Genomic DNA, 26,036 nt, shown 5'->3' on the forward strand with positions numbered 1-26,036 from the left:
CAGGGCGCCGACCCTACCAGCCGCGACGCGCTCATCGGGCCTTGACGATCTGCGCGCGGAACTCGCGCAGCTTGTCCTTCAGCAGCCGCGCGTTGCGCGAGCCGATGCGCAGCAGGATCTTCTGGCCTGCGGGCCGCGCCTCGAGCGTCGGATCGGCGAACTCGTAGCGCACCCAGGGGCGCGGGTCCGCCATCGGGCCCTGCACCTCGGTGAGCCGCAGCGTCGGCGCGGCCGCGGGCTCGGGCGTCGCGAGTAGCAGGTCGATCACGTCGACCAGCCGGTCGTTGAAGTGCCGGCCGGGGTAGCCGAGCTCGTCGTAGGCCCGTTGGAACAGCGGGTAGAGCCGAACGTAGAGCGCCGCGGCGCGCGCGGCGTCGATGTCGGTCGCGAAGCGCACGAAGGGCATGTAGCGCTCTGCGTTCGCCGCGGCGATCGTCGTGCTGCCGCCGCGCTCGACGGTGCCGAAGCGTCCGCGCGTCGGCGTCACGGGCCAGAGCCGGGCGCTGGCCTGCGCGCGGCCGAGGTTGTCGATCGTCGTGACGGCGCGGCGCACGAAGCCGTCGAGCTGCACGAAGCTCTGCACGTCCTTGCGGCCGAGCAGCACGACGAGCGCGTCGGCGACCAGCCGCTCGGCATCGGCCGGCGCCGCGGGGAGCTCGGCCTCGACGCCGGCGGCGACGTCCTCGATCGGGTAGCGCACCGCGGGCGGCGCCGAGGCGGCGACGTCGGGCACCGAAGCGGACGCGGCCAGCGGCGGCTGCGGCGCGGGCACGGGCGCGGCCGGTCGCTGCTGCGTCCACCACCAGTAGCCGCCGCCGCCGACCGCCACCGCGGCGAGCACCGCCACCGCCAATCTCGACCACCAAGCCATCGGGCCTCCCTCGTGCAGCGATCCTTCGCCGCGTCTCGCGGCTCGACGGCAGCGGGCACGGATGTCGGTGCCGCGCGCTGCCGGCCCCGGTCATCCACGAAGACGCCAGCGCCGCGGATGGGAGCGCGGCAGGTCGGCCAAAGTTCAGCCGGTCGGCCCGGCGTCTTGCGAGCGCCGGCCGCTTCGCGCGGGCCGGTGGTCCGCAGCCTGCCGCGGCTTGCGGCTCAGACCGCGCTCAGACCCAGCCGCTCGAACAGCGCCTCGTCGCGCGCGACCTCGGGGTTGCCGGTGGTCAGCAGCTTGTCGCCGTAGAAGATCGAATTCGCGCCGGCGAGGAAGCACAGCGCCTGCACCGCGTCGCCCATCGCCTGCCGGCCGGCGGACAGCCGCACGTACGCGCCCGGCATCGTGATGCGCGCCACCGCGATCATGCGGACGAACTCGAAGGGATCGAGCTTGTCGCTGCCCGCGAGCGGGGTGCCTTCGACCTGCACCAGCTCGTTGATCGGCACCGACTCGGGATGCGGGTCGAGGTTCGCCAGCTGCGCGATCAGCCCGGCGCGCTCGCGCCGGTTCTCGCCCATGCCGACGATGCCGCCCGAGCACACTTGCATGCCGGCCTCGCGCACGTGCGCCAGCGTCGCGAGCCGGTCTTCGTAGACGCGCGTGCCGATGATCCGGCCATACGCCTCGGGCGCGGTGTCGAGGTTGTGGTTGTAGTAGTCGACGCCGGCGTCCTTCAGCGCCTGCGCCTGCGGCCGGGTCAGCATGCCGAGCGTGCAGCAGGCCTCCAGCCCGAGCGCCTTCACCTCGCGCACCAGTTCGACGACCTTGTCGATGTCGCGGTCCTTCGGCTCGCGCCAGGCGGCGCCCATGCAGAAGCGCGAGGCGCCCGCGGCAGCGGCGGCCTGTGCCGCGGCGCGTACCTCGGCGACGTCCATCAGCTTGTCGGCCTCGACGCCGGTGTCGTGGTGGACGGATTGCGGGCAGTAGGCGCAGTCCTCGGGGCAGCCGCCGGTCTTGATGGACAGCAGCGTCGAGCGCTGCACCGCGTTGGCGTCGAAGTGCTCGCGATGCACCTGCTGCGCGCGGAACAGCAGGTCGTTGAACGGCAGCTCGAACAGCGCCTCGACGGCCTCGACCGACCATCGCTCGGCGGTCGGATGCAACGCAGCCTCGGGTTGACGCGATGCCGGCTCGGGCCGGACGAGATGGATCGGGCGGGTGGCGGTCATGGGCGGCGATTGTGGCGTGCCGACGCCGCCCGCCGCGGTCGCTTCGATCAGGCCTGCGCGAGCCAGCCGAGCACGCCCTTCGCTGCGAGCCGCCCGCTGGCCATGCAGGCGGTGAGCAGGTAGCCGCCGGTTGGCGCTTCCCAGTCGAGCATCTCGCCGGCGACGAAGACGCCGGGCCGGGCGCGCGCCATCAGACGCTCGTCGAGCGCTTCGAGCTTCACGCCGCCGGCGGTGCTGATCGCCTCCGCGACCGGCCGCGGCGCGGCCAGCCGCAGCGGCAGCGACTTGATCGCCGCCGACAAACGAGCCGCATCGTGCAGCGCCGCGGGCTCGAGCACCTCGTGCAGCAGCGCGAGCTTCGCGCCGGCCAGGCCGAGCCGCGACTTCAGGTGCGTCGCCAGCGAGCGCGGGCCGCGCGGCCGGGCGACTTCGGCCTGCACCTGCTCGATCGCGCGGTCCGGCAGCAGATCGAGCCGGGCGATCGCCTCGCCCTCGGCGGCGATCGCATCGCGCAGCAGGCTCGACGCGGCGTAGACGAGGCTGCCCTCGATGCCGGTCGCGGTCAGCACGAACTCGCCCTGGCGGCGGAAAGCCTCGCCGCCGCCGGACGCCTCGACGCTCAACGCCACCGGCTTGATCGGCGCGCCGGCATGCCGCTCGGCGAGGTGCGCGGTCCAGCCGCTCGCCTTTGCCGCGCGCCAGGCCGGCGCGCGCACGTCGAAGCCGCAGTTCGACGGCGCGAGCGGAGCCACGTCGATGCCGGCGGCGCGCAGGGCGCCGACCCAGGCACCGTCGGAGCCGAGCTGCGGCCAGCTCGCGCCGCCAAGCGCGAGCACCGTCGCGCCGCAGTGCACGCGGCGCTCGCCTTCGGGCGTCGCGAAGCGCAGGGCGCCGTCGTCGGCCCAGCCCTGCCAGCGATGGCGCGCATGAAAGCGCACGCCTTGGGCGCGCAGCCGATGCAGCCAGGCGCGCAGCAGCGGCGCGGCCTTCATGTCGACCGGGAACACGCGCGCCGAACTGCCGACGAAGGTCGCGATGCCGAGGCCCGCGGCCCAGGCGCGGAGCGCGTCGGCATCGAAGCCGTCGAGCCAGCCCGCCACGGCACGCCGGCGGGCGCCGTAGCGCGTGTCGAAGCCGGGCCGCGGCTCGGCGTGCGTGAGGTTCAGGCCGCCCTTGCCCGCGAGCAGGAACTTGCGGCCGACCGAGGGCATCGCGTCGAAGACGTGAACCTGCAGATCGCCGCGCGCCGTGGCCAGGGTCTCGGCGGCCATCAGGCCCGCCGGGCCGCCACCGGCGATCGCGACGATCGGGGCGCTCAAGCTCGCCGCCTGCGCTTCAGCCGGCTGGTCGCGGATCGATCGGGCACCCGCCCGCCGCAGCCGGCGCGCTCACCGGTAGCCGCGGCTCACCACGCCGAAGCCGAACACCAGCGACACCTCGCCGACGCTGCTCGACAGCGGCCCGCGCAGCGACTTGACATGCCCGCCGCCGACGCGCAGCGCGAGCCCGGGCGCAAGCTGCCAGCCGAGGTAGGCCATCGGCTGCACGACCGCGCCGCCGCCGGCGTCGACGCCGCCGCCGCCGGCCGCTCCGCCGAACAGCTCGACGCCGCCATGAAGGCGCTCGCCGAAGTCGCGCCGCAGGCCGGCGCCGACCAGGCCGACGACGTAGCCGCCGGCGCTGCCGCCGACCGCGCTCTGCACCTCGCCGCCGAGGTAGAAGCCGGGCGCCATCTCGCGGTTGACGCGCAGCTTCGCGTAGTCGAGCGCGCGCTCGCCGGGGCCGACGGCACTGCCCGGCTTGCGCACGGCGCGGTAGCGGCCGACGCCCGCGGCCCATTCCATCGGCGTGACGCGCGGCGGCGCCGTGCCGTCGAGGCGGTCGTCGATGATCCAGTTCAGCGCGACGCTCGCGTAGCGCGCGCGGAAGCTGCCCTGCGGCGCGCGCGCGAGGCCGCCTTCGAGCGTCAGGCCGAGGTCGCTCGCGAGCCGCGCGATGCCGTAGACGCCCGCCTTCCACAGCAGGCCGCCGCCGGTGTCGACACCGCCGCCGCCGGCGCTGCCGAGCGCGAGCCGGTAGCCGGCGGCGAAGGCCTCGGAGTCGGTGACGACCTCGTAGCCCATCGTGCCCAGCAGTTCGGCATAGCCGCCGACGCCGCCCGAGGCCGCGCCGTTGGCTTCCACGCCCCAGTAGAGGTTGTCGCCGATCGAGCGCTCGAGCCGCGCGCCGGCAAAGCCGAGGTTGCGCGGCAGCGGCGCGCCCGCGAGCGTTCGGGCCCCGGCGTGTGGCCGGTAGACGCCGGCGGTCGCCTGCACCCGATCGAAGCCGACGCCGGTGCGCGGCGTGGCGCTCGTGCCGAGCTGGAGGAACTTCATCGAGCCGCCTTCCGGCAGGTAGCCGAAGCGGGTGTCGATCTGCCAGGTCAGCGCGACCTGCGAACTGTCGATGCGGCTGCTCGCGAAGCGCACCTGCGACCAGCCGAGTCCCAGCCGCTGGCCGGGCCTGAATTCCCACAGCAGCTCGGCGTGCGGGCGCAGCATCAGGCCGTCGCCGACCGCGGCGCCGCCCGCGAACAGGCCGGCGCCGATCGACCAGCGCTCATGGATGGGCAGCCGGGCCGCGGCTTCGCCGCCGACCACCAGCAGGCCGCCGCGCCGGCCGCTGACCGCGCCGTACGCGGCGGGGCCGCCGTAGAGCCAGGGCGCGGATCGCGGCGCGAGTTGCAGCAGGTAGCTGACGCCGACGAGGCCGATCGATCCGTCGGCCGGCAGCTCGAGTCGTTCGCCGGTGAGCCGCAGCTGCGCGCCGCGCTGCACGATCGCGTCGTCGACCTGCAGGAGCGGCGCGTCCGTCTGCGCGAAGGATGGGCCCGCCAGCACGAGCGGCAGCGCAAGAAACCAGCGGGGCACTCTCATGGGCGGCGCAGTGTGCCACGCAGGTTTTCGTGCGAAAGCCGCGCGCCGCTCGCGCGGCGGCCCGGCATCGCGGCGCGTGCCGTCACGCGCACGATGAGCCGCGATCGCCTCAGCGCGGCTCGCGCAGCGACTCGCGCAGCTGTGTGCCGATCTCCGGCTTCGCGGCGAAGGGATCGCTCGGGTTGCGCGGCGTCATCACGTCCTCGAGCCGCGTCTGCACGCTCGCCAGCGCCTGTGGATGGCTGTGGATGTAGAAGCTGCCGCTGCGCACCGCGTCGAAGACCTTCTGCGCGACGTCGGCCGCCGTCACCTTGCCCGAGCCGACCGCCTTGCCGACCATCGCCTGCGCGACGAGCTGGCTGCGCGTGGGCCGTGCCATCGGTGCATCGCTCGGCCGGTTGCGGTGGCTTTCGTGGATGCCGGTCGGCACGAAGAAGGGGCAGAGCACCGAGGCGCCGACCTGCTCGGTCACGAGCCGCAGGTCCTGGTAGAGCGTCTCGGAAAGGCTCACGACCGCATGCTTGCTGACGTTGTAGACGCCCATGTTCGGCATGTTCACCAGCCCGGCCATCGAGGCGGTGTTGACGATGTGGCCGCGCCATGCGGCGTCGGCCGCGGCGGCGGCCAGCATCATCGGCGTGAAGACGCGCACGCCGTGGGCCACGCCCATCAGGTTGACGCCGATCACCCATTCCCAATCGGCGCGCGTGTGTTCCCAGATGAGCCCGCCGGCGCCGACCCCGGCGTTGTTGAACACGAGATGCGGCGCGCCGAAGCGTGCCTGCACCGCGCGGCCGAGCGCCTCGACTTCGCCGGCCTTCGCCACGTCGAGCTGCTGCGCCAGCACCTCGACGCCCGCGGCGCGGATCTCCTCGGCAGCGCGCCCGAGCGCGTCGGCCTGCACGTCGGCCATCACCACGTTCATCCGCTCGCGCGCCGCGATGCGCGCCATCTCGAGCCCGAAGCCTGATCCGGCGCCGGTGAGCACCGCCGTCTTGCCGGCGAAGTCGTCGATCATGGTTTCGTCTCCTGCTTCCTGATCTGGAAGCCGATGCGCGGGAAGTGCACCTGCAGCGTGCCGGCGCGATCGTCCCGGCGTTCGACGGTGACACTGTCGCGGCTCAAGCCGACGAGCCGGCCAGCGACCGGGTCGAAGCCGTAGTCGGTCGGCGTCACGGTGACGTCCGCGCCGGCATCGAAGCCGAGGCCCGGCTCGACCTCGACCGGCGCGCGCTCGACCGACGATGCCGCGAGCTCGATCGCCTCGGTGCTCGTCATCGGCGTCGCGTCGCCGTTGCCGAACGCCAGCATCGCCTCGAGCCAGGCGCGCAGGTGCGGGTGCGCGTCGATCTCGGCACGCAACGATGGCACCCGGTGCACGAACCACAGCGGGTGCGCGACCGCGAAGTCCGCGATGCTCAAGGCCGTGCCGGCCAGGTGCGAGCGGCCGTCGGCAAACAGCGATTCGAGCCAGCCGAGGTGATGCCGCAGCGCCACGCCGGCATCGAGGAAGTTCGGCCGCAGCGCATTGGGCCGCAGCGCGGCGCGGTCCACCGCGAAGGCCTTGATCTGCTCCGGCGGCAGCTTGCCGAAGACCTCGGGCGCGGTGCCCGGCTGCAGCGCGTACGGCACCGCCGCCCAGAACAGGGTCGCGTCGGCCCACTGCGCAAGCAGCTGCGCGGCGCCATCGATCGCGCGCGGGTACAGCGTCGGCTCGGGCGCCCGCGCGTCGAGCACGCGGCAGATCAGTGCGGTGTCGCAGTAGATGTCCGCGCCGATCTGCAGCACCGGCGTCTTGCGGTAGCCGCCGGTCAGCGCGACCACGTCGGGCTTGGGCATCACGACCGGGATGTGCACCGAGCGCCAGGCGAGCCGCTTGGCGCCCAGCACCAGCCGCACCTTCTCGGCGAACGGCGACATCGGGTAGTGGTGGAGAACGAGCTCTCCGGCGGGCACCGCGAAGCTCATCGCGCCCCCTCAGTACAGCTTGACCAGCTGCTTGCCGAAGTTCCGGCCCTTGAGCAGGCCGAGAAAGGCTTCGGGCGCGGCGGCCAGGCCGTCGGCCACGCTCTCGCGGTACTTGAGCTTGCCGGTGGCGACCATCGTCCCCAGCTCCTTCAAGGCCTCGGGCCAGATCTCCATGTGCTCGCTGACGATGAAGCCTTCCAGCTTCATCCGGTTCACCAGGATCAGCGACGGGTTCTGCATCGGGATCGGCTCGCCGTTGTAGCCGGAGATCATTCCGCAGAAGGCGATGCGGCTGAAGGCGTTGGCGCGCAGCATCACCGCATCGAGGATCAGGCCGCCGACGTTCTCGAAGTGACCGTCGATGCCCTTCGGGCACGCGGCCTTCAACGCCGTGCTCAGCGACTTCAAGTCCTTGAGCGGCTTGTAGTCGATGCACTCGTCGAAGCCGAGTTCGTCTTTTACGTAGGCGCACTTGTCGGGCCCGCCGGCGATGCCGACGACCCGCGCGCCGCGCGCCTTGGCCAGCTGCCCGACCGCGCCGCCGACCGCACCGCTCGCCGCGCTCACCACCACCGTCTCGCCTTCCCTGGGCGCGATGATCTTCACCAGCCCGTACCACGCGGTGACGCCGGGCATGCCGACCGCGCCGAGGTAAGCCGAAAGCGGAATGCGCGCGGTGTCCACCTTCTGAAGCACGCCGCGCTGTGCGCCCGAGACAAGCTGGTACTGCTGCCAGCCGCCCATGCCGACGACCTTGTCGCCGACCTGGAAGTGCGCGTTCCTGGACGCGACCACCTCGCCCGCGGTGCCGCCGATCATCACTTCGTCGAGCGGCTGCGGCTGCGCGTAGCTCTTGCCCTCGTTCATGCGGCCGAGCATGTAAGGGTCCAGCGACAGCCACTGGTTGCGCACCAGCACGTCGCCCTCGGCGAGTTCGGGAACAGGCTTCTCGACGAGCTTGAAGTTGTCCGCGCTCGGCTCGCCTTCGGGGCGCGAGGCAAGCAGGATCTGCTGGTTGATGGTGGCCATCGTGGTCTCCTGGGTTTGGGTGTCGGTCGGTCCGTCAAGCGCTGCCGCGGCCTTCGATGCGCGGCGGCCCGTTCAGCGGCCGCAGCTCGCGCGAGGCCGCGGGCAGCGCGCGCAAGTACTTGAAGGTGCCGGTCGCGTGCGCGCAGAGCGCGCCGTCCGCGCCGAGCACGCTGCCTTCGCAGAACGCCATCGTCGCGGTTCGATGCAGCAGCCGCCCGCGCGCGATCAATGTGCCCTGCGCGGGGCGCAGGAAGCTGGTCTTCATCTCGATCGTCACGACACCCGGGGAGAAGTCGGCGCTGCGCGTGTTGACGCTGCGCGCGGCATGGGCCATCGCGACGTCGAGCAGCGTCATCGTCAAGCCGCCGTGCGCGACGCCGAAGGAGTTGGTCTGCTCGTTCGTGAGCTGGACGCTCAGTTCGGCGGTGCCGTCGGACATCGAGTTCAGCCTGAAGCCGAGTTGTTCGACGAAGGGGATGCGGACGGGGAAGTCCATCAGACACAGCCTGTCGAGGAGCCGGCTTTCAAACCGGGCAGCCGCCGCGGATCCGGCTCTGCCGGTCCGCCAGCGGCGCCCCCTGGAGGGGGAGCGGCGAAGCCGCAACGGGGGTGGACCACATCGACCCGCCGATCATGGCGCTCACGCCACCGTCGACCGGCAACACCTGCCCCGTGATGTGCTTCCCCGCATCGCTGGCGAACAACAGCGCGGCGCCCTTCAGGTCTTCGTCGTCGCCGATGCGGCGCAGCGGCGCATGCGCGGCCATCGTGTCGATGCCGACGCGATCGAGCAGCCCCTTGGTCATCCTGCTGGGGAAGAACCCCGGCGCAAGGGCGTTGACGGTGATGCCGTGCACGCCCCACTCGCCGGCGAGCGTGCGCGTGAGGTTGATGACCGCCGCCTTGCTGGTGTTGTAGGCGAGCGTCTGCATGCCTTCGTGGTTGCCGCCGAGGCCGGCGATCGAGGCAACGTTGACGATGCGTCCGCGCCTGCCCGGAATCATCGAGCGACGCCCCACCTGCTGGCTCAGCAGGAAGATCGCGCGCACGTTCAGGTTCATCACCTTGTCCCAGGCTTCGAGCGGGTGCTCCTCGGCAGGCGCGCCCCAGGTGGCGCCGGCGTTGTTGACGAGGATGTCGATCGCGCCGAGCCTGGCGAGCGCCTCCGTGGCGAGGCGCTCGATGTCTTCCGGCCGGCTCGCGTCGGCCGCGATCCATCCGGCCTCGATGCCGCGCTGCTTCAAGTGGGTGGCGGCCTCTTCCAGATCGCCGGCCTTGCGCGACGACAGCAGCACGCGCGCGCCGGCCTCGCCCAGCGCCTCCGCGATCTGCAGGCCGAGCCCGCGCGAGCCGCCGGTGACGAGCGCGGTACGCCCCTGCAGATCGAAGAGCTGCTGGACGCTGCGGGTCATCGCGTGCTCCTCGTGTCGCTCACTGGTCGAGCCAGCGGAAGAAGGCTTTGCTGTCGGACGGCCGGCCGAGGAAGCTCGCGACCAGCTCGTTCGGGTCGACCTGGCCGCCGTTGGCGAGCACCGTCGCGCGGTAGCGGCGGCCGGTCTCGGCCGAAAGCGGGTCGCTCGCGAACGCGGTGAACAGGTCCTGCGCCGTCGCGAGGCTCCAAAGGTAGGCGTAGTAGCCGGCGCCGTAGCCGCCGGCGAGATGGCCGAAGCCGGCCGGGAACATCGTGCCCTTGACGTGGCCGAGCGGCGTCGCGCCCTCCATGCGGGCCCAGGTCGCCATCGGTTCGGGCGCAGCCGCGCCGTGCAGCGCGAGGTCGTAGCTCGCGTACAGATGCTGGCGCGCGAACTGCAGACCCTTCGCGAAGCTGCGCGAGCGGACCGCGCGCTCGAGCAGATCGGCCGGCACCGGCTCGCAGCTCGGGCAGACCTGCTGGAACAGCGCAAGCACCCTTGCGTCGTAGACCCACTCCTCGAGCATCTGCGAAGGCGCCTCGACGACATCGAGCTTCACGTTCGTTCCGGCGTTCTGCGAATAGCGGGTCGCCGACAGCGTGTGATGCAGCGCGTGGCCGAACTCGTGGAGCATCGTCTCCAGCTCGTCGAGCGTCAGGCCCTTGCGGTCGAAATTGGTCACCAGCGCCGCGGCGGGCAGGCGGCCGACGAGCGTGGACGATCCGCGCAGGCCCCAGCAGGCGGCATGGCCGTACTTGGCCTCGCGCGGGTAGAGGTCGAGGTAGAGCGTTCCGATGGTCGGGCCCTCGTTGCGCTCGTTGCCGCCGCTGCCGTCGACCAGCGCGTAGGCGCGCACGTCGGGATGCCAGAGCTTCTGCTCGATCGGCTTGAAGTTCACCCCGAACAGCCGGCTCGAAAGCGCCATCACGAAATCGACGCTCGCCTGCGGCGGGAAGTGGCGGCGAAAGCGCTCCTGGTCGAGCGCGAAGCGTTCGCGCTTGACCTGCTCCGTGTAGTAGGCCGTGTCCCAGCGCTCGATCTTCACCGCCGGGGCCGACGACTTCGCTTCGCTCGCCTTCGCGGTCCTCAGGTCGGCCAGGTCAGCCAGCTCGCGCTTGGTCACGACGGTGCCGACCTCGCCGAGGAAGCCCTGCACCCGCTCGACGCTGCCCGCCATGCGGCGGCGCAGCGCGAAATCGGCATAGCTGGGCAGGCCGAACAGCCGTGCGTATTCACGCCGCTTCTGGCCGAGCGTGCCGAGCGTCACCAGGTTCGGCGCGCCCGCGCGGTTCTGGAAGGCGCGCCACATGCGCTCGCGCGTCTTCGGGTTGCGCGCGGACTCCAGCACCGGGTGGTAGGTCGGGTACTCCATGCCGAGCAGCAGGCGGCCCTGTGCATCGCGCTTCGCGTCCTTCCAGACCTCCGGCTTCACGCCTTCGAGCTCGGCCTCGGTGAAGGCCACGCGTGTCTGGTCTTCCTGGATGCGCCGCTCGAAGTCCTGCGCGAGCCTGCCCATCTCGGTGTTGAGCGCCCTCGCCTTGTCGCGCGCGGCGCCGGGCAGGCTCGCGCCGGCGTCTTCGAAGGCCGCGAGCAGGTCGGCGCGCAAGCGGGTGTCGATCGCATCGGCCGGCTGCAGGGCCTTGAGCCGTTCGTTGATGCGCGCGTTCTGGAACAGCTTGTTGTTGAAGGCCTGCTGGCGCAGGTCGCAGGCCTGGGCGGCATCGCGCATCGGCTTGTCGGGATGCACGTAGCCGAGGAAGGAGATCGCGTTCAGCGAGTCCTCGGCGAGCTGGCCGATGCGGTCGAAACGCGCAAGCACCGGGCCGTCGCTCTCGGCGGCCTTCTCGGCCGCGGCCATCGCCTTCAGCGTCGCGTCGCAACGCGAGGTGATCTCGGCCGGCGTGCGGAACTCGGGAAAGGCGAAAGGCGCGGTCTCGGCACCGGCGGCGCGCGGCGCGTCGGGTGCCGCGGCCTGCGCCGAGGCGAGCGCGAGGCCCGTCAAGGCCGGCGCTGCAAAGCGGCCGAGGACATGCAAGAGGTTCGTGGGTTTCATCGCGGGCCTGTGTCGAGCGGATCGGTGTTCATCGAGCCGGTGCCCGGGGCTTGCGGTCGAGCCGCGCACGCCAGGCGACGCCGGCCACGCCGAGCGCCGTCACCGTGATGCCCGCGCCGACGAGCAACCAGCCCAGCCGGGCATCGCGCTCCATCGACCACAGGCCGATCATCGAAGCCAGCACGCCGCCGTAGAGCAGCACCCAGATCCAGCGTTCGAGCGTCGCGTGCTTCATCGGCATGAGTCGGTCGATGGTTTCAAAGCCAGGCGGGGTCGAGATCGGCACAGGTGGTGTCGCGCGTTTCGACGACCGCGAGCCAGCCCCCGAGCTTGGGAAGTTCGTGGCGGTAGAAGTAGTGCATGGCAGCCAGCTTGCCGCGCGCGAAGTCGGCACGGTCGGCATCGCCGGCGGCGAGCAGTCGCTGGGCGGTGATCGCCACGTCGAGCCACAACCAGGCAACGACGACATGGCCGAAGGCCTGCAGGTAGGCCGTCGCGTTCGCGAGCGCCTCGGCCGGCTCGCCGGTCGCCCACGCGGCCTTGGTCGCGGCACCGAGGCGCTGCAGGGCCGCGGCAAGCGCGTTCGCGTGCTCGGCGAGCCCTTCCAGCTGACCGGCGCGCGCGGCCGTCGCGTCGATGCGCGCCGCGAGCAGCTTCAAGGCCGCGCCACCCTCCATGCGGACCTTGCGGCCCAGCAGGTCCAGCCCCTGGATCCCGTGCGTGCCCTCGTGGATCATGTTCAGGCGGTTGTCGCGCCAGTGCTGCTCGACCGGGAAGTCGCGCGTGTAGCCGTAGCCGCCGTGCACCTGGATGGCGAGGCTGTTGGCCTCCAGGCACCACTCGCTGGGCCAGCTCTTCGCGATCGGCGTCAGCACTTCCAGCAGGCGCTTCGCGTTGGCCGCGGCGGCTTGGTCGCCGGTGTGCAATTCGTCGACGAGGCGCGCGCAGTACAGCGACAGCGCCAGGCCGCCCTCGACATAGCTCTTCTGCGCGAGCAGCATCCGCTTGACGTCGGCATGCTCGACGATCGGCACCTGCGGCGCGCTCGCGTCCTTGCCCTCGATCGTCATCGCGCGGCCCTGCGGGCGCTGCTTCGCGTAGCCGACGCTCGCCTCGTAGCCGGCGTAGCCGAGCATCACGGCGCCGAGGCCCACGCCGATGCGCGCCTCGTTCATCATGTGGAACATGCAGGCGAGCCCGCCGCCCACCGGGCCGACGCGGTAGCCGATCGCGCCTGCTTCGCCGCCCGGCTTGAACCGCCCTTCGCCGAAGTTCAGCAGCGTGTTGGTCGTGCCGCGGTAGCCGAGCTTGTGGTTCAGGCCGGCGAGCGCGACGTCGTTGCGCTCGCCGCTCAACGAAGCGTCGGGCCGCACCAGGTGCTTGGGCACGATGAACAGCGAGATGCCCTTGGTGCCGGGCGGCAGCTTGCCGCGCTGTTCGCCGGCTTCGGCGGGGATCTTCGCGAGCACGAGGTGGACGATGTTCTCGGTCAACTCGTGTTCGCCGCCGGAGATCCACATCTTGTTGCCGCGCAAACGGTAGCGAGGGCCGAGCGGGTCGGCTTCGAAGTCGGCGCCGTCGGGCACGGCGCGCGTGGCGATGTCGCTGAGGCTGGAGCCGGCCTGCGCCTCGGACAGGCACATCGTGCCGAACCAGCGGCCCGCGAACTCGTGCTTCGCAAAGGTTTCGATCTGCTGCGGCGTGCCATGCGCCATCAGCAGGCTCGCGTTGCCCGAGGTCAGCATCGCGTAGCCGCTCATCGCGACGCTGGCTTTGGAGAAGAAGGCGTTGCCGGCCATCTCGACCACGCAGGGCAGCTGCATGCCGCCGTGCGCATAGTTCTGCGCGGCGGCGAGCATGCCGCTTTCGGCATAGGCGCGCGTCGCGTCGTGCGTGGCCTGCGGCAGATGGACCTTCTCGCCGTCGAAGTGCGGCTCCTGGATGTCGGCCAGGCGGTTGAACGGCGCGAACCTGTCGCGGGCGATGCGCTCGCAGGTGTCGAGCACCGAGGCGAAGGTTTCGCGGCTGTGATCGGCGAAGCGATCGCGCGTGGTCAGGGCCTCGACTTCGAGCCAGTCGTGGAGGAGGAAGTCGAGCGTCGCGCGCATCGTCGGGATCAGGCCTTCGCCGGCGCCTCGGCGAGCTTGGCGATCGTCCCCTGCGCCATCGCGACCAGCTTCTCCGCACCGTCCTTCACCGCGAACACGTCGCAGCGACAGACGGCCTGGCTGCGGCTCACCGCAACCGCGTCCGCTCGCGCGATCAGCCGGTTGCCGACGCCCGGCCGCACGTAGTTGATCTTCATCTCGGAGGTCAGCACCGGCACCTGCATCGCGGTGCCGCCGGCATAGGTCAAGGCCAGATCGGCGAGGTAGCTCAAGACGCCGCCGTGCGCGAAACCGTCGTGCTGGGTCAGGCGGTCGTCGAGCGTCAAGGCCAGCTCGCAATGGCCAGGCGTCAGCGCGACGAGTTCGGTGCCGAGCAGCCGGCTCAGGCCCTGCCTGGCAAGGATGTCCCGCCCCATCGCGAGGAAAGCTTCCGGCGACACGCCGGCCTCCGCGGCGACGCTGCTCACAGCACCTCGAACACGCCGGCCGCGCCCATGCCGCCGCCGATGCACATCGTGACCGCCACGCGCTTGGCGCCGCGCCGCTTGCCCTCGATCAGCGCATGGCCGGTGAGCCGCTGGCCGCTCATGCCGTAGGGGTGGCCGATCGCGATGGCGCCGCCGTTGACGTTGAGGCGCTCGTAGGGGATGCCGATCTTGTCGGCGCTGTAGAGCACCTGGACGGCGAAGGCCTCGTTGAGCTCCCACAGGTCGATGTCGTCGACCTTCAGGCCGAGCCGGCCCAGCAGCTTGGGCACGGCGAAGACGGGACCGATGCCCATCTCGTCGGGCTCGCAGCCGGCCACCGCAAAGCCGAGGAAGCGGCCGAGCGGCTTCAGGCCCTTCTGCTCGGCGTAGCTCTCGCTGACGACCACGCAGGCGCCGGCGCCGTCGCTGAACTGGCTCGCATTGCCGGCGGTTACCACGCCACCGGGCACCGCGGTGCGGATGTCCTTGATCGATTCGTACGTGGTGCCGGGGCGCAGGCCCTCGTCGGCCTTGACCGTCACCTGCTTCGCGCGCAGGCCGAGCACGGCATCGGCGACGCCGGCGGTCACGGTGATCGGCGCGATCTCGGCGTCGAACAGCCCCTTCTCCTGCGCAGCGCAGGCCTTCTGCTGGCTCTCGGCGCCGAAGCGGTCCATGCGCTCCTTGCTCACGCCGTAGCGCTTGGCCACCTGCTCGGCGGTCTGCATCATGTTCCAGTAGATCTCGGGCTTGCTCGCGTCGAGCGCCGGGTCCTTGAACATGTGGAGGTTCATTTCCTGCTGCACGCAGGAGATGCTCTCGACGCCGCCGGCGACGTACACGTCGCCCTCGCCCGCGACGATGCGCTGTGCGGCCATCGCGATCGTCTGCAGGCCGCTCGAGCAGAAGCGGTTCACGGTGACGCCGGCCACACCGACCGGCAGGCCCGCGGCGAGCGCAGCCTGGCGGGCGATGTTCCAGCCGGTCGCGCCCTCGGGGTTGGCGCAGCCGAGCAGCACGTCCTCGATCGCGCCCGGCTCGATGCCCGCGCGCTCGACCGCGGCCCTGACCACATGGCCGCCGAGCGTCGCGCCGTGAGTCATGTTGAAGGCGCCCTTCCAGCTCTTGGCGAGCGGCGTGCGGGCGGTGGAGACGATGACGGCAGAGGTCATGGTGCGTTCCTCGATTCGATTCAGGAGAAGGTCTTGCCTTCGGCGGCCAGCTTCGCAAGCAGCGGGGCCGGCTCCCAGAACGCGGCGTCGTCGTGCGGGTTGCGCTGGAAACGCTTCATCGCCTGCACGACGTTGAACAGTCCCTGCGTGTCGGCGTAGCACATCGGGCCGCCGCGGTGCAGCGGGAAGCCGTAGCCGGTGAGGTAGACCATGTCGATGTCGCTCGCCTTGCTGGCGATGCCTTCCTCGACGATCTTCGCGCCCTCGTTCACCAGCGCGTAGACGAGGCGATGCACGATTTCCTCGTCGCCGATCTTGCGCGGCGTGATGCCAAGTTCCGCGCGGTGCTTGGCGATCATGTCTTCGACGAGCTTCGACGGGATCGCGTCGCGCTTGCCCGCCTGGTAGTCGTACCAGCCGGCGCCGGTCTTCTGGCCGTAGCGGCCCAGCTCGCACAGCAGGTCGGCCGTCTTGCTGTAGCGCATGTGCGGCTTCTCGACGTAGCGGCGCTTGCGGATCGCCCAGCCGATGTCGTTGCCGGCAAGATCGCCCATGCGGAACGGGCCCATCGCGAAGCCGAACTTCTCGATCGCGCGGTCCACCTGCGCCGGCGTCGCGCCCTCTTCCAACAGGAAGCCGGCTTGGCGCGAGTACTGCTCGATCATGCGGTTGCCGATGAAGCCGTCGCACACGCCGGAGACGACGCAGGTCTTGCGGATCTTCTTGCCGAGTTGCATCACGGTGGCGAGCACGTCCTTCGCCGTCTTCTCGGCGCGCACCACCTCCAGCAGCTTCATCACGTTGGCCGGGCTGAAGAAGTGCGTGCCGACGACATCCTGCGGCCGCTTCGTGAACGCGGCGATCCTGTTCATGTCGAGCGTCGAGGTGTTGCTCGCGAGGATCGCGCCGGGCTTCATCACCTCGTCCAGCGTGGTGAAGACCTTTTCCTTGACGCCGAGGTCCTCGAACACCGCCTCGATCACCATGTCGGCGTCCTTCAGGTCGGCGTAGTTGAGCGTGGTGCTCAGAAGGCTCATGCGCTGCTCGTACTTGTCGGCCTTGAGCTTGCCCTTCTTGACCTGGGCCTCGTAGTTCTTGCGGATGGTCGCGACGCCCTTGTCGAGCGCTTCCTGCTTCATCTCGAGCATCACGACGGGGATGCCGGCGTTGAGGAAGTTCATCGCGATGCCGCCGCCCATCGTGCCGGCGCCGATCACCGCGAGCTTCTTCACCTGGCGCACCGGCGTGTCGTCGGGCACGTCGGGGATCTTGCTCGCCGCGCGCTCGGCGAAGAAGGCATGGCGCAGCGCCTTGCACTCCGGCGTGAGCATCAGCGCGACGAAAGCTTCGCGCTCGTAGACCATCCCGACGTCAAACGGCAGCTTGGTGCTCTGCTCGACGCAGTCGACGCAGCGCGCCGGCGCGGGGAATTGCTTCGCCATCGCCTTGACGGTGTTGCGCGCGAACTGGAAGTAGGCGTCGCCCTGCGGGTGCGACGACTTGCGATCGCGCACGCGCGGCAAGGGGCGCGCCGCCGCAATCTCGTTCGCATACGCGATGGCGCCCGCAACGAGGTCGCCCTCGACGATCTTCTGGAACAGCACCTGCCCCGGAATCTGCGCGAGCAGTTCGCTCTTCACGGGCTCGCCGCTCACGATCATGTTGAGTGCGGCCTCGACGCCGATCGCCCGCGGCAGCCGCTGCGTGCCACCGGCGCCGGGTACCAGGCCGATCTTCACTTCGGGCAGTGCCACGTTCGTGTCCGCCGCAGCAACGCGGTAGTGACAGCCCAGCGCCAGTTCGAGCCCGCCGCCCATCGCCGTGCCGTGCAAGGCGGCCACCACCGGCTTGTCGCTGGCCTCCACGAGGTTGATCAGGCTGATGAGATTCGGCTCCGCGGTCGCCTTCGGCGAGCCGAACTCCCGGATGTCGGCACCGCCGGAGAACGCCCGACCGGCGCCACAAAGCACCACCGCTTTCACCGCCGCATCGGCCTGCGCGCGCTCGATGCCTTCGGCGACGGCGCGCCGCGTCTCGTAGCCGAGCCCGTTCACCGGTGGGTTGTTCAGGGTGATGACGGCGACGCCGTCGCGAACTTCGTAGCTGGCGCTCATGAATCGACCCCCGTGATTGGCTCAGGCAGGAAAAGAACGACCGTGCGATTTTGCGACCGCACCGCAGCAGCGGCCTGTCAAGGCGGCGACAAGCCTACGCCGATCGCATGAACCCCAGCGCTCAGACCTCGAGCCACTCCTTGCGGATGTAGGCGTCCGCGCGCAGCGCCTCGGGCGTGCCTTCGAAGACGATGCGGCCGTGGCCCATCACGACGCAGCGCTGCGAGATCTCCAGCGCGATCGTCAGCTTCTGCTCGACGAGCAGCACCGACAGGCCGCGCCGCTTGAGTTCCTTCAGGTACTCGGCGACGAGCTCGACGATCTTCGGCGCGAGCCCTTCGGTGGGCTCGTCGATCATGATCAGGTCGGGGTCGCCCATCAGCGTGCGGCACAGCGTGAGCATCTGCTGCTCGCCGCCCGAAAGCACGCCGGCCTCGGTGTGCTGCCGTTCCTTGAGGCGCGGAAACATGCCGTACATGTCGTCGGTCTTCCAGCGGCCTTGCTGCCCGCGCTTCTTCTCGCCGAGCAGCAGGTTCTGGTGCACGGTGAGCTTCGGAAAGATGTCGCGGTTCTCAGGCACGTAGCCGATGCCGCGGTGCGCGATCTCGAAGGCTTCGCGGCCGAGGATCTCCTCGTCCTTCCACTTGATCGAGCCCTGCCCTTCGACGAGGCCCATGATCGCCTTCACCGTCGTCGACCGGCCCGAGCCGTTGCGACCCAGCAGCGCGACGATCTCGCCGGGCTGCACGTCGAGCGAGACGCCGTGCAGCACATGGCTCTTGCCGTAGAAGGCATGGAGGTTGTTGATCTGCAGCGCGTTGGTCGTCATTGGACTCGTTCCTGCTTCGGTGCTGCTCGCACCAAGGCCATCGGCGACCCAGCCCTTATCAGCGGCCGCCGAACAGGACTGCCGGTGCCTGATCGGAACGGCAGGGCGCTCTGCGCAGCGAAATAAAGGAGGAGGCCTGGTACTCCAGGCCGGGGGACATTCGCGGAGCAGAGTGCCCTGCCGGTCCGATCTCGCTCCAACCCCGAGCCGCGCATGCTCAATGCCCCGCCGCCTGCGCCTCGGCCAACACCGAGCCCAGATACGCCTCCTGCACCTTCGCGTTCGCCCGCACCGCCTCCGGCTCGTCGAACGCGATCACCTCCCCGTACACCAGCACCGCGATCTTGTCGGCCAGCCCGAACACCACGCCCATGTCGTGCTCCACCGTCAGCAGCGTCTTGCCGACCGTCACCTCGCGGATCAGCTGCACGAAGCGCTTCGTCTCGCTCTTGCTCATGCCGGCGGTCGGCTCGTCGAGCAGGATCACCTGCGCGCCGCCGGCGATGGTGATGCCGATCTCCAACGCGCGCTGCTCGGCGTAGGTGAGGTTCATCGCCAGCGCGTCGCGCTTCTTGTCGAGCTTGATCATCTCGAGCACTGCGTCGGCGCGGTCGTTCGCGTCGCGCAGGTCGGCGAGAAACTTCCAGAACGCATAGCGGTAGCCGAGGCTCCACAGCACCGCGCAGCGCAGGTTCTCGAACACGCTCAGCCGGGTGAAGAGGTTGCTGACCTGGAAGCTGCGCGCGAGCCCGCGGCGGTTGATCTCGAAAGGCTTCTTGCCGTCGATGCGCTCGCCGTTCAGGCGGATCTCCCCGGCGCTCGCTTCGAAGCGGCCGCTGATCAGGTTGAACAGCGTCGACTTGCCCGCGCCGTTGGGCCCGATGATCGCGACCCGCTCGCCCGGCTGCACCGCAAGATTGGCGCCCCGGATGATCTCGGTCTTGCCGAAGCGCTTGTGCACGTCGATCAGTTCCAGCGCGGCCTTGCCCGCAGAGGCGCTCGTCGCCGGCGAGACCTCGCCGCTCACAGCGCTTCCCTTCGCTTGATCTCGTGCTCGATCTCTTCCTGCACGCCGCCCCACTGGCGCCGGAATTCGCGGCGCGCGACCTCGAACAGGCCCAGGCCGGTCAAGGCGACGAAGACCGCGCCGAACCAGCTGTCGAAGCCCTTCACGTCGAGCGTCGCGCCGAGGAAGCGCAACGTCGAGCCGATCGCCGCGTCCAGCTGCAGGTGGTAGACCATCTCGACGATCGCCGCCGCCCCGAACAGCAGCACGAGCGCGGTGCCGCCGAGCGCGAGGTAGGCCGTCCAAAGCTTCTTCAGCTTGCCGAAGGCCGCGACACGCAGGTTCATCATGACGAGGCTCGCGATCCCGCCCGGCGCATACATCACCATGAAGAGGAACACGAGGCCGAGGTACAGCAGCCAGGCTTTGGTGAACTCGGACAGCAGCACGAAGGCCAGCACCATCAGCACCGCGCCGATGATCGGCCCGAAGAAGAAGGTGGCGCCGCCGAGGAAGGTGAACAGCAGGTAGGCGCCCGAGCGCTGAGCGCCGACGACCTCGGCGGTCACGATCTCGAAGTTCACCGCGTACAGGCCGCCCGCGAGCCCGGCGAAGAAGCCCGCGAGAATGAAGGCGATGTAGCGCACCCGCTGCGTGCTGTAGCCGATGAACTCGACGCGCTCGGGGTTGTCGCGCACCGCGTTGAGCATCCGGCCGAGCGGCGTTCGCGTGAACGCGAACATCAACGCCGTGGCCGCGAAGGTGTAGAGGGCGATCAGGTAGTAGACCTGGATCTGCGGCCCGAAGCTGATGCCCAGCAGCGGCTTGCCGACCACGCGGTTCGCGTTGATGCCGGCCTCGCCGCCGAAGAACTCCGGGACCATCAGCGACATTGCGAACACCAGTTCGGCGAGGCCGAGCGTGATCATCGCGAACGGCGTGCCGGCCTTCTTGGTGGTGACGAAGCCGAGCAGCACCGCGAAGAACATGCCGGCCAGCGCGCCGACCAGCGGGATCAGGCTCACCGGAATCGCGAGGCCGCCGCCGGCGACGCGGTTCAGCGCATGGATCGCGAGGTACGAGCCCAGGCCGGTGTAGACCGCGTGGCCGAAGCTCAGCATGCCGCCCTGGCCGAGCAGCATGTTGTAGGACAGGCAGGCGATGATCGCGATGCCCATTTGCGAAAGCATCGTGCGCGACAGCCCGCTGGTGAAAAGCAGCGGTGCCGCGAGCAGCACGAAGGCGAACAGCCCCCAGACGATCCAGCGCCCGACGTTGTGCGGCTTGAAGTGGAAGGCCGGCGTGCTCATCCTTCGCGCGTCCCGAGCAGCCCCTTGGGCCGGAAGATCAGGATCAGCACCAGGAAGAGGTAGGGCAGGATCGGCGCGACCTGCGAGACCGTGAGGCTCAGCAAGGAACTGCTCGCGGCCTCGGCGCTTAGCTTCATGCCGATCGCGTCGAGCGCGGCAGCGAGGGAATAGTCGATCGCGACCGCGAAGGTCTGCACCACGCCGATCAGCAGCGAGGCGACGAAGGCCCCGGCGAGCGAGCCCATGCCGCCGACCACCACCACGACGAAGATCACCGAGCCGACCGTCGCGGCCATCGCCGGCTCGGTCACGAAGGTGAAGCCGCCGATCACGCCGGCCAGTCCGGCGAGCGCCGCGCCGGCGCCGAACACCAGCATGAAGACGCGCGGCACGTTGTGGCCGAGCGATTCGGCCATCTCGGGATGCGTCAGCGCCGCCTGGATGACGAGCCCGATGCGGGTGCGCGTGAGCAGCAGCCACAACGCGACCAGCATCGCGACCGCCACCAGCATCATGAAACCGCGCGTCGCCGGGAAGGGCGAGCACACGGTGCCAGCCGCCGCGCAGGCCGCGGCCGGCGCGGCGCCCCAGGCGAGGCTCAGGCCGTCGGGTGCGCCGATCAGCGTGAACGCGGGCCCTTGCAGCGAGGCGGGCGGCGGGAAGCCCACCGCGGTGCGGCCCCAGATCAGCTGGACCAGCTCGAGGATCACGTAGGAGATGCCGAAGGTCACCAGTAGCTCCGGCACGTGGCCGTACTTGTGCACCTTGCGCAGGCAGGACCGCTCGAACAGCGCACCGAGCGCACCCACGAGGATCGGCGCGATGAACAGCCCCGGCCAGAAGCCAACGATGCGCGCCACCGAGTACGCGATGTAGGCGCCCAGCATGTAGAAGCTGGCGTGCGCGAAGTTGAGCACGCCCATCATGCTGAAGATCAGCGTCAGCCCCGAGCTCAGCATGAACAACAGCAGGCCGTAGCTCAGGCCGTTGAGCATCGAGATGGTGAAGAACTCCATCGAAGGGCAGGCGGCGGAAAAAGGAAAGGCCCGATGCGGTCAGCCGATCGGGCCTGGATGAGCCGGAGCGTTCAGCCGGGGCGCTTCATCTGGCAGCTCGTGGGCGTGCTCGACACGTAAGGCGCGTACTCCTTCACCGGCGCGAGCGTCATGCCGGTGTTCTCGGGGCTGTACGAGAACTTGTCGTCGGCCGGCTGCCACACCGTGATGTACAGCGGCTGCTGCAGCTGGTGGTCGGCACGGCGCATCTCGACGTCGCCGTTGACCTGGCCGTTGAAGGTCAGGCCTTCGAGCGCCGCGGCCACCTTGACCGGATCCGTGGACTTCGCCTTCGCCATCGCGGTCGAGAGGCCGGAGTAGATGCGGATGATCGACGCGGTGTAGAAGTCGTCGCCGAACTTGGTCTTGTATTCGCCCTGCCACTTGCCCATCTGGCCGGGCAGGTTGTAGTGGTTGTACGAGACCTGATAGATCTTGCCGGCGAAGGTCTTGCCGAGCGCGGTCGGCGTGCCGCTGACGCCCGCGTAGTAGGTGAAGAACTTGCCCGTGTAGCCGCCCTCGTTCGCGGCCTTCACCAGCAGCGCGAGGTCGGAGCCCCAGTTGCCGGTGATCACCGTGTCGGCGCCGGCGGCCTTGATCTTCGCGATGTAGGGCGCGAAATCGCGGACTTGCGCCAGCGGGTGCAGGTCCTCGCCGACGATCTGCACGTCGGGCCGCTTGCGCGCGAGGTTCTCCTTCGCGTAGCGGGCGACCTGCTGGCCGTGCGAGTAGTTCTGGTTGAGCAGGTAGACCTTCTTCACGTCGGGCTGGGCTTCCTTGATGAAGGTGGTGATGGCTTCCATCTTCATCGAGGTGTCCGCGTCGAAGCGGAAGTGCCAGTAGCTGCACTTGCTGTTGGTGAAGTCGGGATCGACTGCCGAATGATTCAGGAAGATGACTTCCTTGCCCGGGTTGCGCTCGTTGTGCTTCGCGACGGCATCGATCAGCGCGCCGGCCACCGACGAGCCATTGCCCTGGGTGATGTAGCGCACGCCCTGGTCGATCGCGGCTTTCAGCGCGTTCAGGCTCTCGGTCGGGCTGAGCTTGTTGTCGAGCGCGATGACCTCGAACTTGACGCCGGCCGGGTTGATCTTTGGGTCGTTGTTGAACTTCTCCGCGAAGAACTGGAAGCTCTTCACCTGGTTCTGGCCGACCGGGGCCATCAGGCCCGACAGCGGATCGATCCAGGCGATCTTGACCGTCTCGCCCTTCTGGGCCGAAGCCTGCGCGGCGCCGAGCGCCAAGCCGATCGCCACCGCCGTCATCGTGATCCGCTGCATCGCTGTCTCCGTCGGCCTTGCGGCCTTTGCCTTCATGAGGCTGACGAGGTTAATCGGCAGTCGTGAACACAGGCTTCAGGGACATCCCCAGATGAAGCTGTCTCTCACAAGACAGCACGCGCGCTTCACGCGGTGGGCAGCTTGTGGCCGCGGAACTGCTCGCGCAGCTTGTTCTTCTGCATCTTGCCGGTGGCGCCAAGCGGAATCGCGTCGACGAAGGCGACGTCGTCGGGCACCTGCCACTTCGCGACCTTGCCTTCGAAGTGCTCGAGGAGGGCTTCGCGCGTCACCTCGGCATTCGGCTTCTTCACCACCACCAGCAGCGGCCGCTCGTCCCACTTGGGATGCGGCACCGCGATGCACGCCGCCATCGCGACCGCCGGATGCGCCATCGCGATGTTCTCGACGTCGATCGAGCTGATCCATTCGCCGCCCGATTTGATGACGTCCTTGCTGCGGTCGGTGATCTGGAGGAAGCCGTCGGCGTCGATCGTGCCGACGTCACCGGTGGGGAACCAGCCGCCCGCCACGAGCGGGTCGCCGCCCTCGCCCTTGAAGTAGCCCGAGACGATCCACGGCCCCTTGACCAGCAGGTCGCCGCTGGACTCGCCGTCCCAGGGCAGCTCCTTGCCGTCGGGGTCGACGATCTTCATCTCGACGCCGAAAACGGCGCGGCCCTGCTTGAGCATCACCGCGAGCTGCTCGGAGGCAGAGCCGGCGAGCTGGCCGAGCTTGAGGTTGCACACTGTCCCGAGCGGCGACATCTCCGTCATGCCCCAGGCGTGCAGCACGGTGACGCCGTAGTCGTCGCGGAAGCCGCGGATCATCGCCGGCGGGCAGGCGGAGCCGCCGATCACGGTGCGGCGCATCGTCGTGAACTTGAGGTCGTTGCTCTTCACGTGGTTGAGCAGCATCAGCCACACCGTCGGCACGCCGGCGGCCATCGTCACGCGCTCGGACTCGATCAGGTCGTGCACCGACTTGCCGTCGAGCGCGGCGCCGGGGAAGACCAGCTTCGCGCCCGTCATCGCGGCCATGTAGGGCAGGCCCCAGGCGTTCACATGGAACATCGGCACGACCGGCAGGATGCAATCGCGCGCCGACAGCGACAGCGCGTCGGGCAGCGCGCCGCCGTAGGCGTGCAGGATCGTCGAGCGGTGGCTGTAGAGCACGCCCTTGGGGTTGCCGGTGGTGCCGCTCGTGTAGCAGAGCGCCGAGGCGCTGCGCTCGTCGAAGCTGGGCCAGGCGTAGGTGTCGGGCTCGTCGGCGATCCAGTCCTCGTAGCTGCGCAGGCCCGGGATGCCGGTGTCGGCGGGCAGCGCCTCGGCGTCGCACAGCGCGATCCAGTGCTTCACCGTCGGGCACTTCGCCCACACCGCCTTCACGATCGGCAGGAAGGTCATGTCGAAGCAGAGGACCTTGTCCTCGGCGTGGTTGGCGATCCACACCACCTGCTCGGGCGCCAGGCGGGGGTTCAGCGTGTGGATCACGCGCCCCGAGCCGCTGACGCCGAAGTACAGCTCGAAGTGGCGGTAGCCGTTCCAGGCCAGCGTGCCGACGCGGTCGCTGAAGCCAAGGCCGAGCCGGTCGAGCGCGTTCGCGACCTTGCGCGCCCGCGCGGCCGCTTCGCCGTAAGTGCTGCGGTGCATGTCGCCTTCGACGCGGCGCGAGACGATCTCCGCGTTCGCGTGGTGGCGTGCGGCGAACTCGATCAGGTCCGAGATCAGCAACGGGGCGTCTTGCATCAGGCCAAGCATCTCGAACTCCTTCGTCGGTCGATGCGGGCAGTATCGAAAGCGGTCTTCGCCGCTGTCAAAGCGTGATTCCCCTGCATGCCTCATGCCCCCTTGCCCCTCCACCGGGGCCGGCAGGAACGCTCCGGGACAATCGCCGCCGTGAACGCGCCTGAACCGATCGATCTCGCCGCCCCATGGCGGACGGCCGCGCACGCGGCGCTCGGAGCGGACTTCGGCACGGCGCTCGCGCCGCAGCCGGTGCCCGAGCCGCATTGGGTGGCGAGGAGCGATGCGTTGGCCGCCGAGCTGCGCATCGCGCAGTGGATGGATTCGAGCCATGCGCTCGCGCTCCTTGCGGGCAACGCCACAGCCGCCCGGGCACGTCCCTTCGCGACGGTGTACTCGGGCCACCAGTTCGGCGTCTGGGCCAGCCAGCTCGGCGACGGGCGTGCGCTGCTGCTCGGCGAGCTCGACACGCCGCCCGCACCGATGGAGATCCAGCTCAAGGGCAGCGGCCTGACGCCCTACTCGCGCATGGGCGACGGGCGCGCGGTGCTGCGCTCGTCGATCCGCGAGTTCCTGTGCTCGGAGGCGATGCACCACCTCGGCATCCCGACGACGCGCGCGCTGGCGGTCGTCGGCTCGCCGCTGCCGGTGCGGCGCGAGACGATCGAGACGGCGGCTGTCGTGACCCGCGTCGCGCCGAGCTTCCTGCGCTTCGGCCACTTCGAGCATTTCGCCTTTCAGGCGCCGAACCGGCAAGCGCTGAAGACGCTGGCGGACTTCGCGATCGAGCGGCACTTCCCGGCCTGCCGCGAGGCGGCGAACCCCTACCTGGCGCTGCTGGACGACGTGGCGCGACGCACCGCGCGGCTCGTCGCGCAGTGGCAGGCGGTGGGCTTCTGCCACGGCGTGATGAACACCGACAACATGAGCCTGCTGGGCCTGACGATCGACTACGGCCCCTTCGGCTTCCTCGACGGCTTCGATCCGGGCCACATCTGCAACCACTCCGATGCCCAGGGCCGCTATGCCTACGGCCGCCAGCCGAGCGTCGCCTTCTGGAACCTGCACGTACTGGCGCAGGCGCTGCTGCCGCTCCTCGCCGGCGAGGCCGAGCCGGACGAGGCGCACGGCGAGCAGGCGCTGGAGGCTATCGAGCCGTTTCGCGCGGTCCATGCCGAAAGCCTGAGCGCACTGTGGCGCGCCAAACTCGGCCTTTCGACCACGCAAGCCGACGACGACGCGCTCGTCCAGGATCTGCTGCGCCTAATGGCCGCGGAGCGCACGGACTTCACGATCGCGTGGCGTGCGCTCGGCGCGCTCGGTGCCGGCGACGCGCAGCCGGCGCGCGATTTGTTCATCGACCGTGCCGCCTTCGATGCCTGGGCCGCGCGCTACGCCGGACGCATCGGGCTCGAAGGCGGCCCCAGCGCCGAGCGGCGCGCCCGCATGGACGCCGCGAACCCGAAGTTC

21 protein-coding genes and 1 pseudogene are annotated in these 26,036 nt (G+C 70.0%); 1 reads left to right on the top strand and 21 read right to left on the bottom strand.

The annotated features are described in order from the left end of the window. Positions 1 to 31: 31 nt before the first annotated feature. The 21 genes and pseudogenes from VFR90_RS16140 to VFR90_RS16240 form a co-directional block, all read right to left on the bottom strand. A complete protein-coding gene (locus VFR90_RS16140; RefSeq protein ID WP_326407182.1) occupies positions 32 to 871 on the bottom strand; it encodes a DUF3014 domain-containing protein in 840 nt (279 codons plus the stop codon). A gap of 224 nt (positions 872 to 1,095) precedes the next feature. Beyond that, the gene (gene bioB / locus VFR90_RS16145; RefSeq protein WP_326407183.1) at positions 1,096 to 2,106 is read right to left on the bottom strand and encodes a biotin synthase BioB; all 1,011 of its coding nucleotides are present in this window, start codon (positions 2,104 to 2,106) and stop codon (positions 1,096 to 1,098) included. A gap of 47 nt (positions 2,107 to 2,153) precedes the next feature. After that, a complete protein-coding gene (locus VFR90_RS16150) occupies positions 2,154 to 3,425 on the bottom strand; it encodes a TIGR03862 family flavoprotein (protein WP_326407184.1) in 1,272 nt (423 codons plus the stop codon). Positions 3,426 to 3,494: 69 nt separating this feature from the next. Beyond that, positions 3,495 to 5,021, bottom strand: coding sequence for a hypothetical protein (locus tag VFR90_RS16155; RefSeq protein ID WP_326407185.1), 1,527 nt, complete (start codon positions 5,019 to 5,021; stop codon positions 3,495 to 3,497). Between the two features lie 109 nt (positions 5,022 to 5,130). Beyond that, positions 5,131 to 6,039 (bottom strand): SDR family oxidoreductase, encoded by a 909-nt coding sequence (locus VFR90_RS16160; RefSeq protein WP_326407186.1) that lies wholly within the window; start codon positions 6,037 to 6,039, stop codon positions 5,131 to 5,133. Beyond that, entirely contained in the window at positions 6,036 to 6,989 is a 954-nt protein-coding gene (locus VFR90_RS16165; RefSeq protein ID WP_326407187.1) for a glutathione S-transferase family protein, read from the bottom strand. The genes VFR90_RS16160 and VFR90_RS16165 overlap by 4 nt, the downstream gene beginning before the upstream one ends. Before the next feature lie 9 nt (positions 6,990 to 6,998). Beyond that, positions 6,999 to 8,018, bottom strand: a complete 1,020-nt coding sequence (locus tag VFR90_RS16170) for an NADP-dependent oxidoreductase (RefSeq protein WP_326407188.1) — start codon at positions 8,016 to 8,018, stop codon at positions 6,999 to 7,001. 34 nt (positions 8,019 to 8,052) lie between these two features. Continuing rightward, positions 8,053 to 8,514: a PaaI family thioesterase gene (locus VFR90_RS16175; RefSeq protein ID WP_326407189.1), complete on the bottom strand. Its 462-nt coding sequence runs from the start codon at positions 8,512 to 8,514 to the stop codon at positions 8,053 to 8,055. A 136-nt stretch (positions 8,515 to 8,650) separates the two neighbouring features. After that, a pseudogene (locus VFR90_RS16180) lies at positions 8,651 to 9,430 on the bottom strand (SDR family NAD(P)-dependent oxidoreductase); the annotation flags it as partial. A 19-nt stretch (positions 9,431 to 9,449) separates the two neighbouring features. Next, positions 9,450 to 11,483, bottom strand: coding sequence for a M3 family metallopeptidase (locus VFR90_RS16185; RefSeq protein WP_326407190.1), 2,034 nt, complete (start codon positions 11,481 to 11,483; stop codon positions 9,450 to 9,452). 28 nt (positions 11,484 to 11,511) lie between these two features. Then, positions 11,512 to 11,724: a hypothetical protein gene (locus VFR90_RS16190; RefSeq protein WP_326407191.1), complete on the bottom strand. Its 213-nt coding sequence runs from the start codon at positions 11,722 to 11,724 to the stop codon at positions 11,512 to 11,514. A 16-nt stretch (positions 11,725 to 11,740) separates the two neighbouring features. After that, positions 11,741 to 13,591 (bottom strand): acyl-CoA dehydrogenase, encoded by a 1,851-nt coding sequence (locus VFR90_RS16195; RefSeq protein ID WP_326407192.1) that lies wholly within the window; start codon positions 13,589 to 13,591, stop codon positions 11,741 to 11,743. An 8-nt stretch (positions 13,592 to 13,599) separates the two neighbouring features. Further along, positions 13,600 to 14,007: a PaaI family thioesterase gene (locus VFR90_RS16200; protein WP_326407205.1), complete on the bottom strand. Its 408-nt coding sequence runs from the start codon at positions 14,005 to 14,007 to the stop codon at positions 13,600 to 13,602. Between the two features lie 47 nt (positions 14,008 to 14,054). Further along, positions 14,055 to 15,230 carry an acetyl-CoA C-acyltransferase gene (locus tag VFR90_RS16205; protein ID WP_326407193.1) on the bottom strand — a complete coding sequence of 392 codons (1,176 nt, stop codon included), beginning with the start codon at positions 15,228 to 15,230 and terminating at the stop codon, positions 14,055 to 14,057. A gap of 20 nt (positions 15,231 to 15,250) precedes the next feature. Next, positions 15,251 to 17,344, bottom strand: a complete 2,094-nt coding sequence (locus tag VFR90_RS16210) for a 3-hydroxyacyl-CoA dehydrogenase NAD-binding domain-containing protein (protein WP_326407194.1) — start codon at positions 17,342 to 17,344, stop codon at positions 15,251 to 15,253. A gap of 121 nt (positions 17,345 to 17,465) precedes the next feature. Beyond that, entirely contained in the window at positions 17,466 to 18,173 is a 708-nt protein-coding gene (locus VFR90_RS16215; protein ID WP_326407195.1) for an ABC transporter ATP-binding protein, read from the bottom strand. Positions 18,174 to 18,390: 217 nt separating this feature from the next. Then, positions 18,391 to 19,200, bottom strand: coding sequence for an ABC transporter ATP-binding protein (locus VFR90_RS16220; RefSeq protein ID WP_326407196.1), 810 nt, complete (start codon positions 19,198 to 19,200; stop codon positions 18,391 to 18,393). Continuing rightward, positions 19,197 to 20,489 carry a branched-chain amino acid ABC transporter permease gene (locus VFR90_RS16225; RefSeq protein WP_326407197.1) on the bottom strand — a complete coding sequence of 431 codons (1,293 nt, stop codon included), beginning with the start codon at positions 20,487 to 20,489 and terminating at the stop codon, positions 19,197 to 19,199. Before VFR90_RS16225 ends, VFR90_RS16220 begins: the two co-directional genes overlap by 4 nt. Further along, positions 20,486 to 21,505, bottom strand: a complete 1,020-nt coding sequence (locus VFR90_RS16230; protein WP_326407198.1) for a branched-chain amino acid ABC transporter permease — start codon at positions 21,503 to 21,505, stop codon at positions 20,486 to 20,488. Before VFR90_RS16230 ends, VFR90_RS16225 begins: the two co-directional genes overlap by 4 nt. Positions 21,506 to 21,576: 71 nt before the next feature. Continuing rightward, positions 21,577 to 22,824, bottom strand: a complete 1,248-nt coding sequence (locus VFR90_RS16235) for a branched-chain amino acid ABC transporter substrate-binding protein (protein WP_326407199.1) — start codon at positions 22,822 to 22,824, stop codon at positions 21,577 to 21,579. A 125-nt stretch (positions 22,825 to 22,949) separates the two neighbouring features. Next, positions 22,950 to 24,581, bottom strand: a complete 1,632-nt coding sequence (locus tag VFR90_RS16240; protein ID WP_326407200.1) for a 3-(methylthio)propionyl-CoA ligase — start codon at positions 24,579 to 24,581, stop codon at positions 22,950 to 22,952. 75 nt (positions 24,582 to 24,656) lie between these two features. On the opposite strand from VFR90_RS16240, the gene VFR90_RS16245 reads away from it, so the two are divergent. Then, a partial coding sequence (locus tag VFR90_RS16245) for a protein adenylyltransferase SelO (protein ID WP_326407201.1) occupies positions 24,657 to 26,036 on the top strand: 1,380 nt, incomplete at its 3' end.

The sequence above is a fragment of the Methylibium sp. genome, assembly GCF_035762065.1.
Lineage (GTDB): Bacteria > Pseudomonadota > Gammaproteobacteria > Burkholderiales > Burkholderiaceae_C > Methylibium.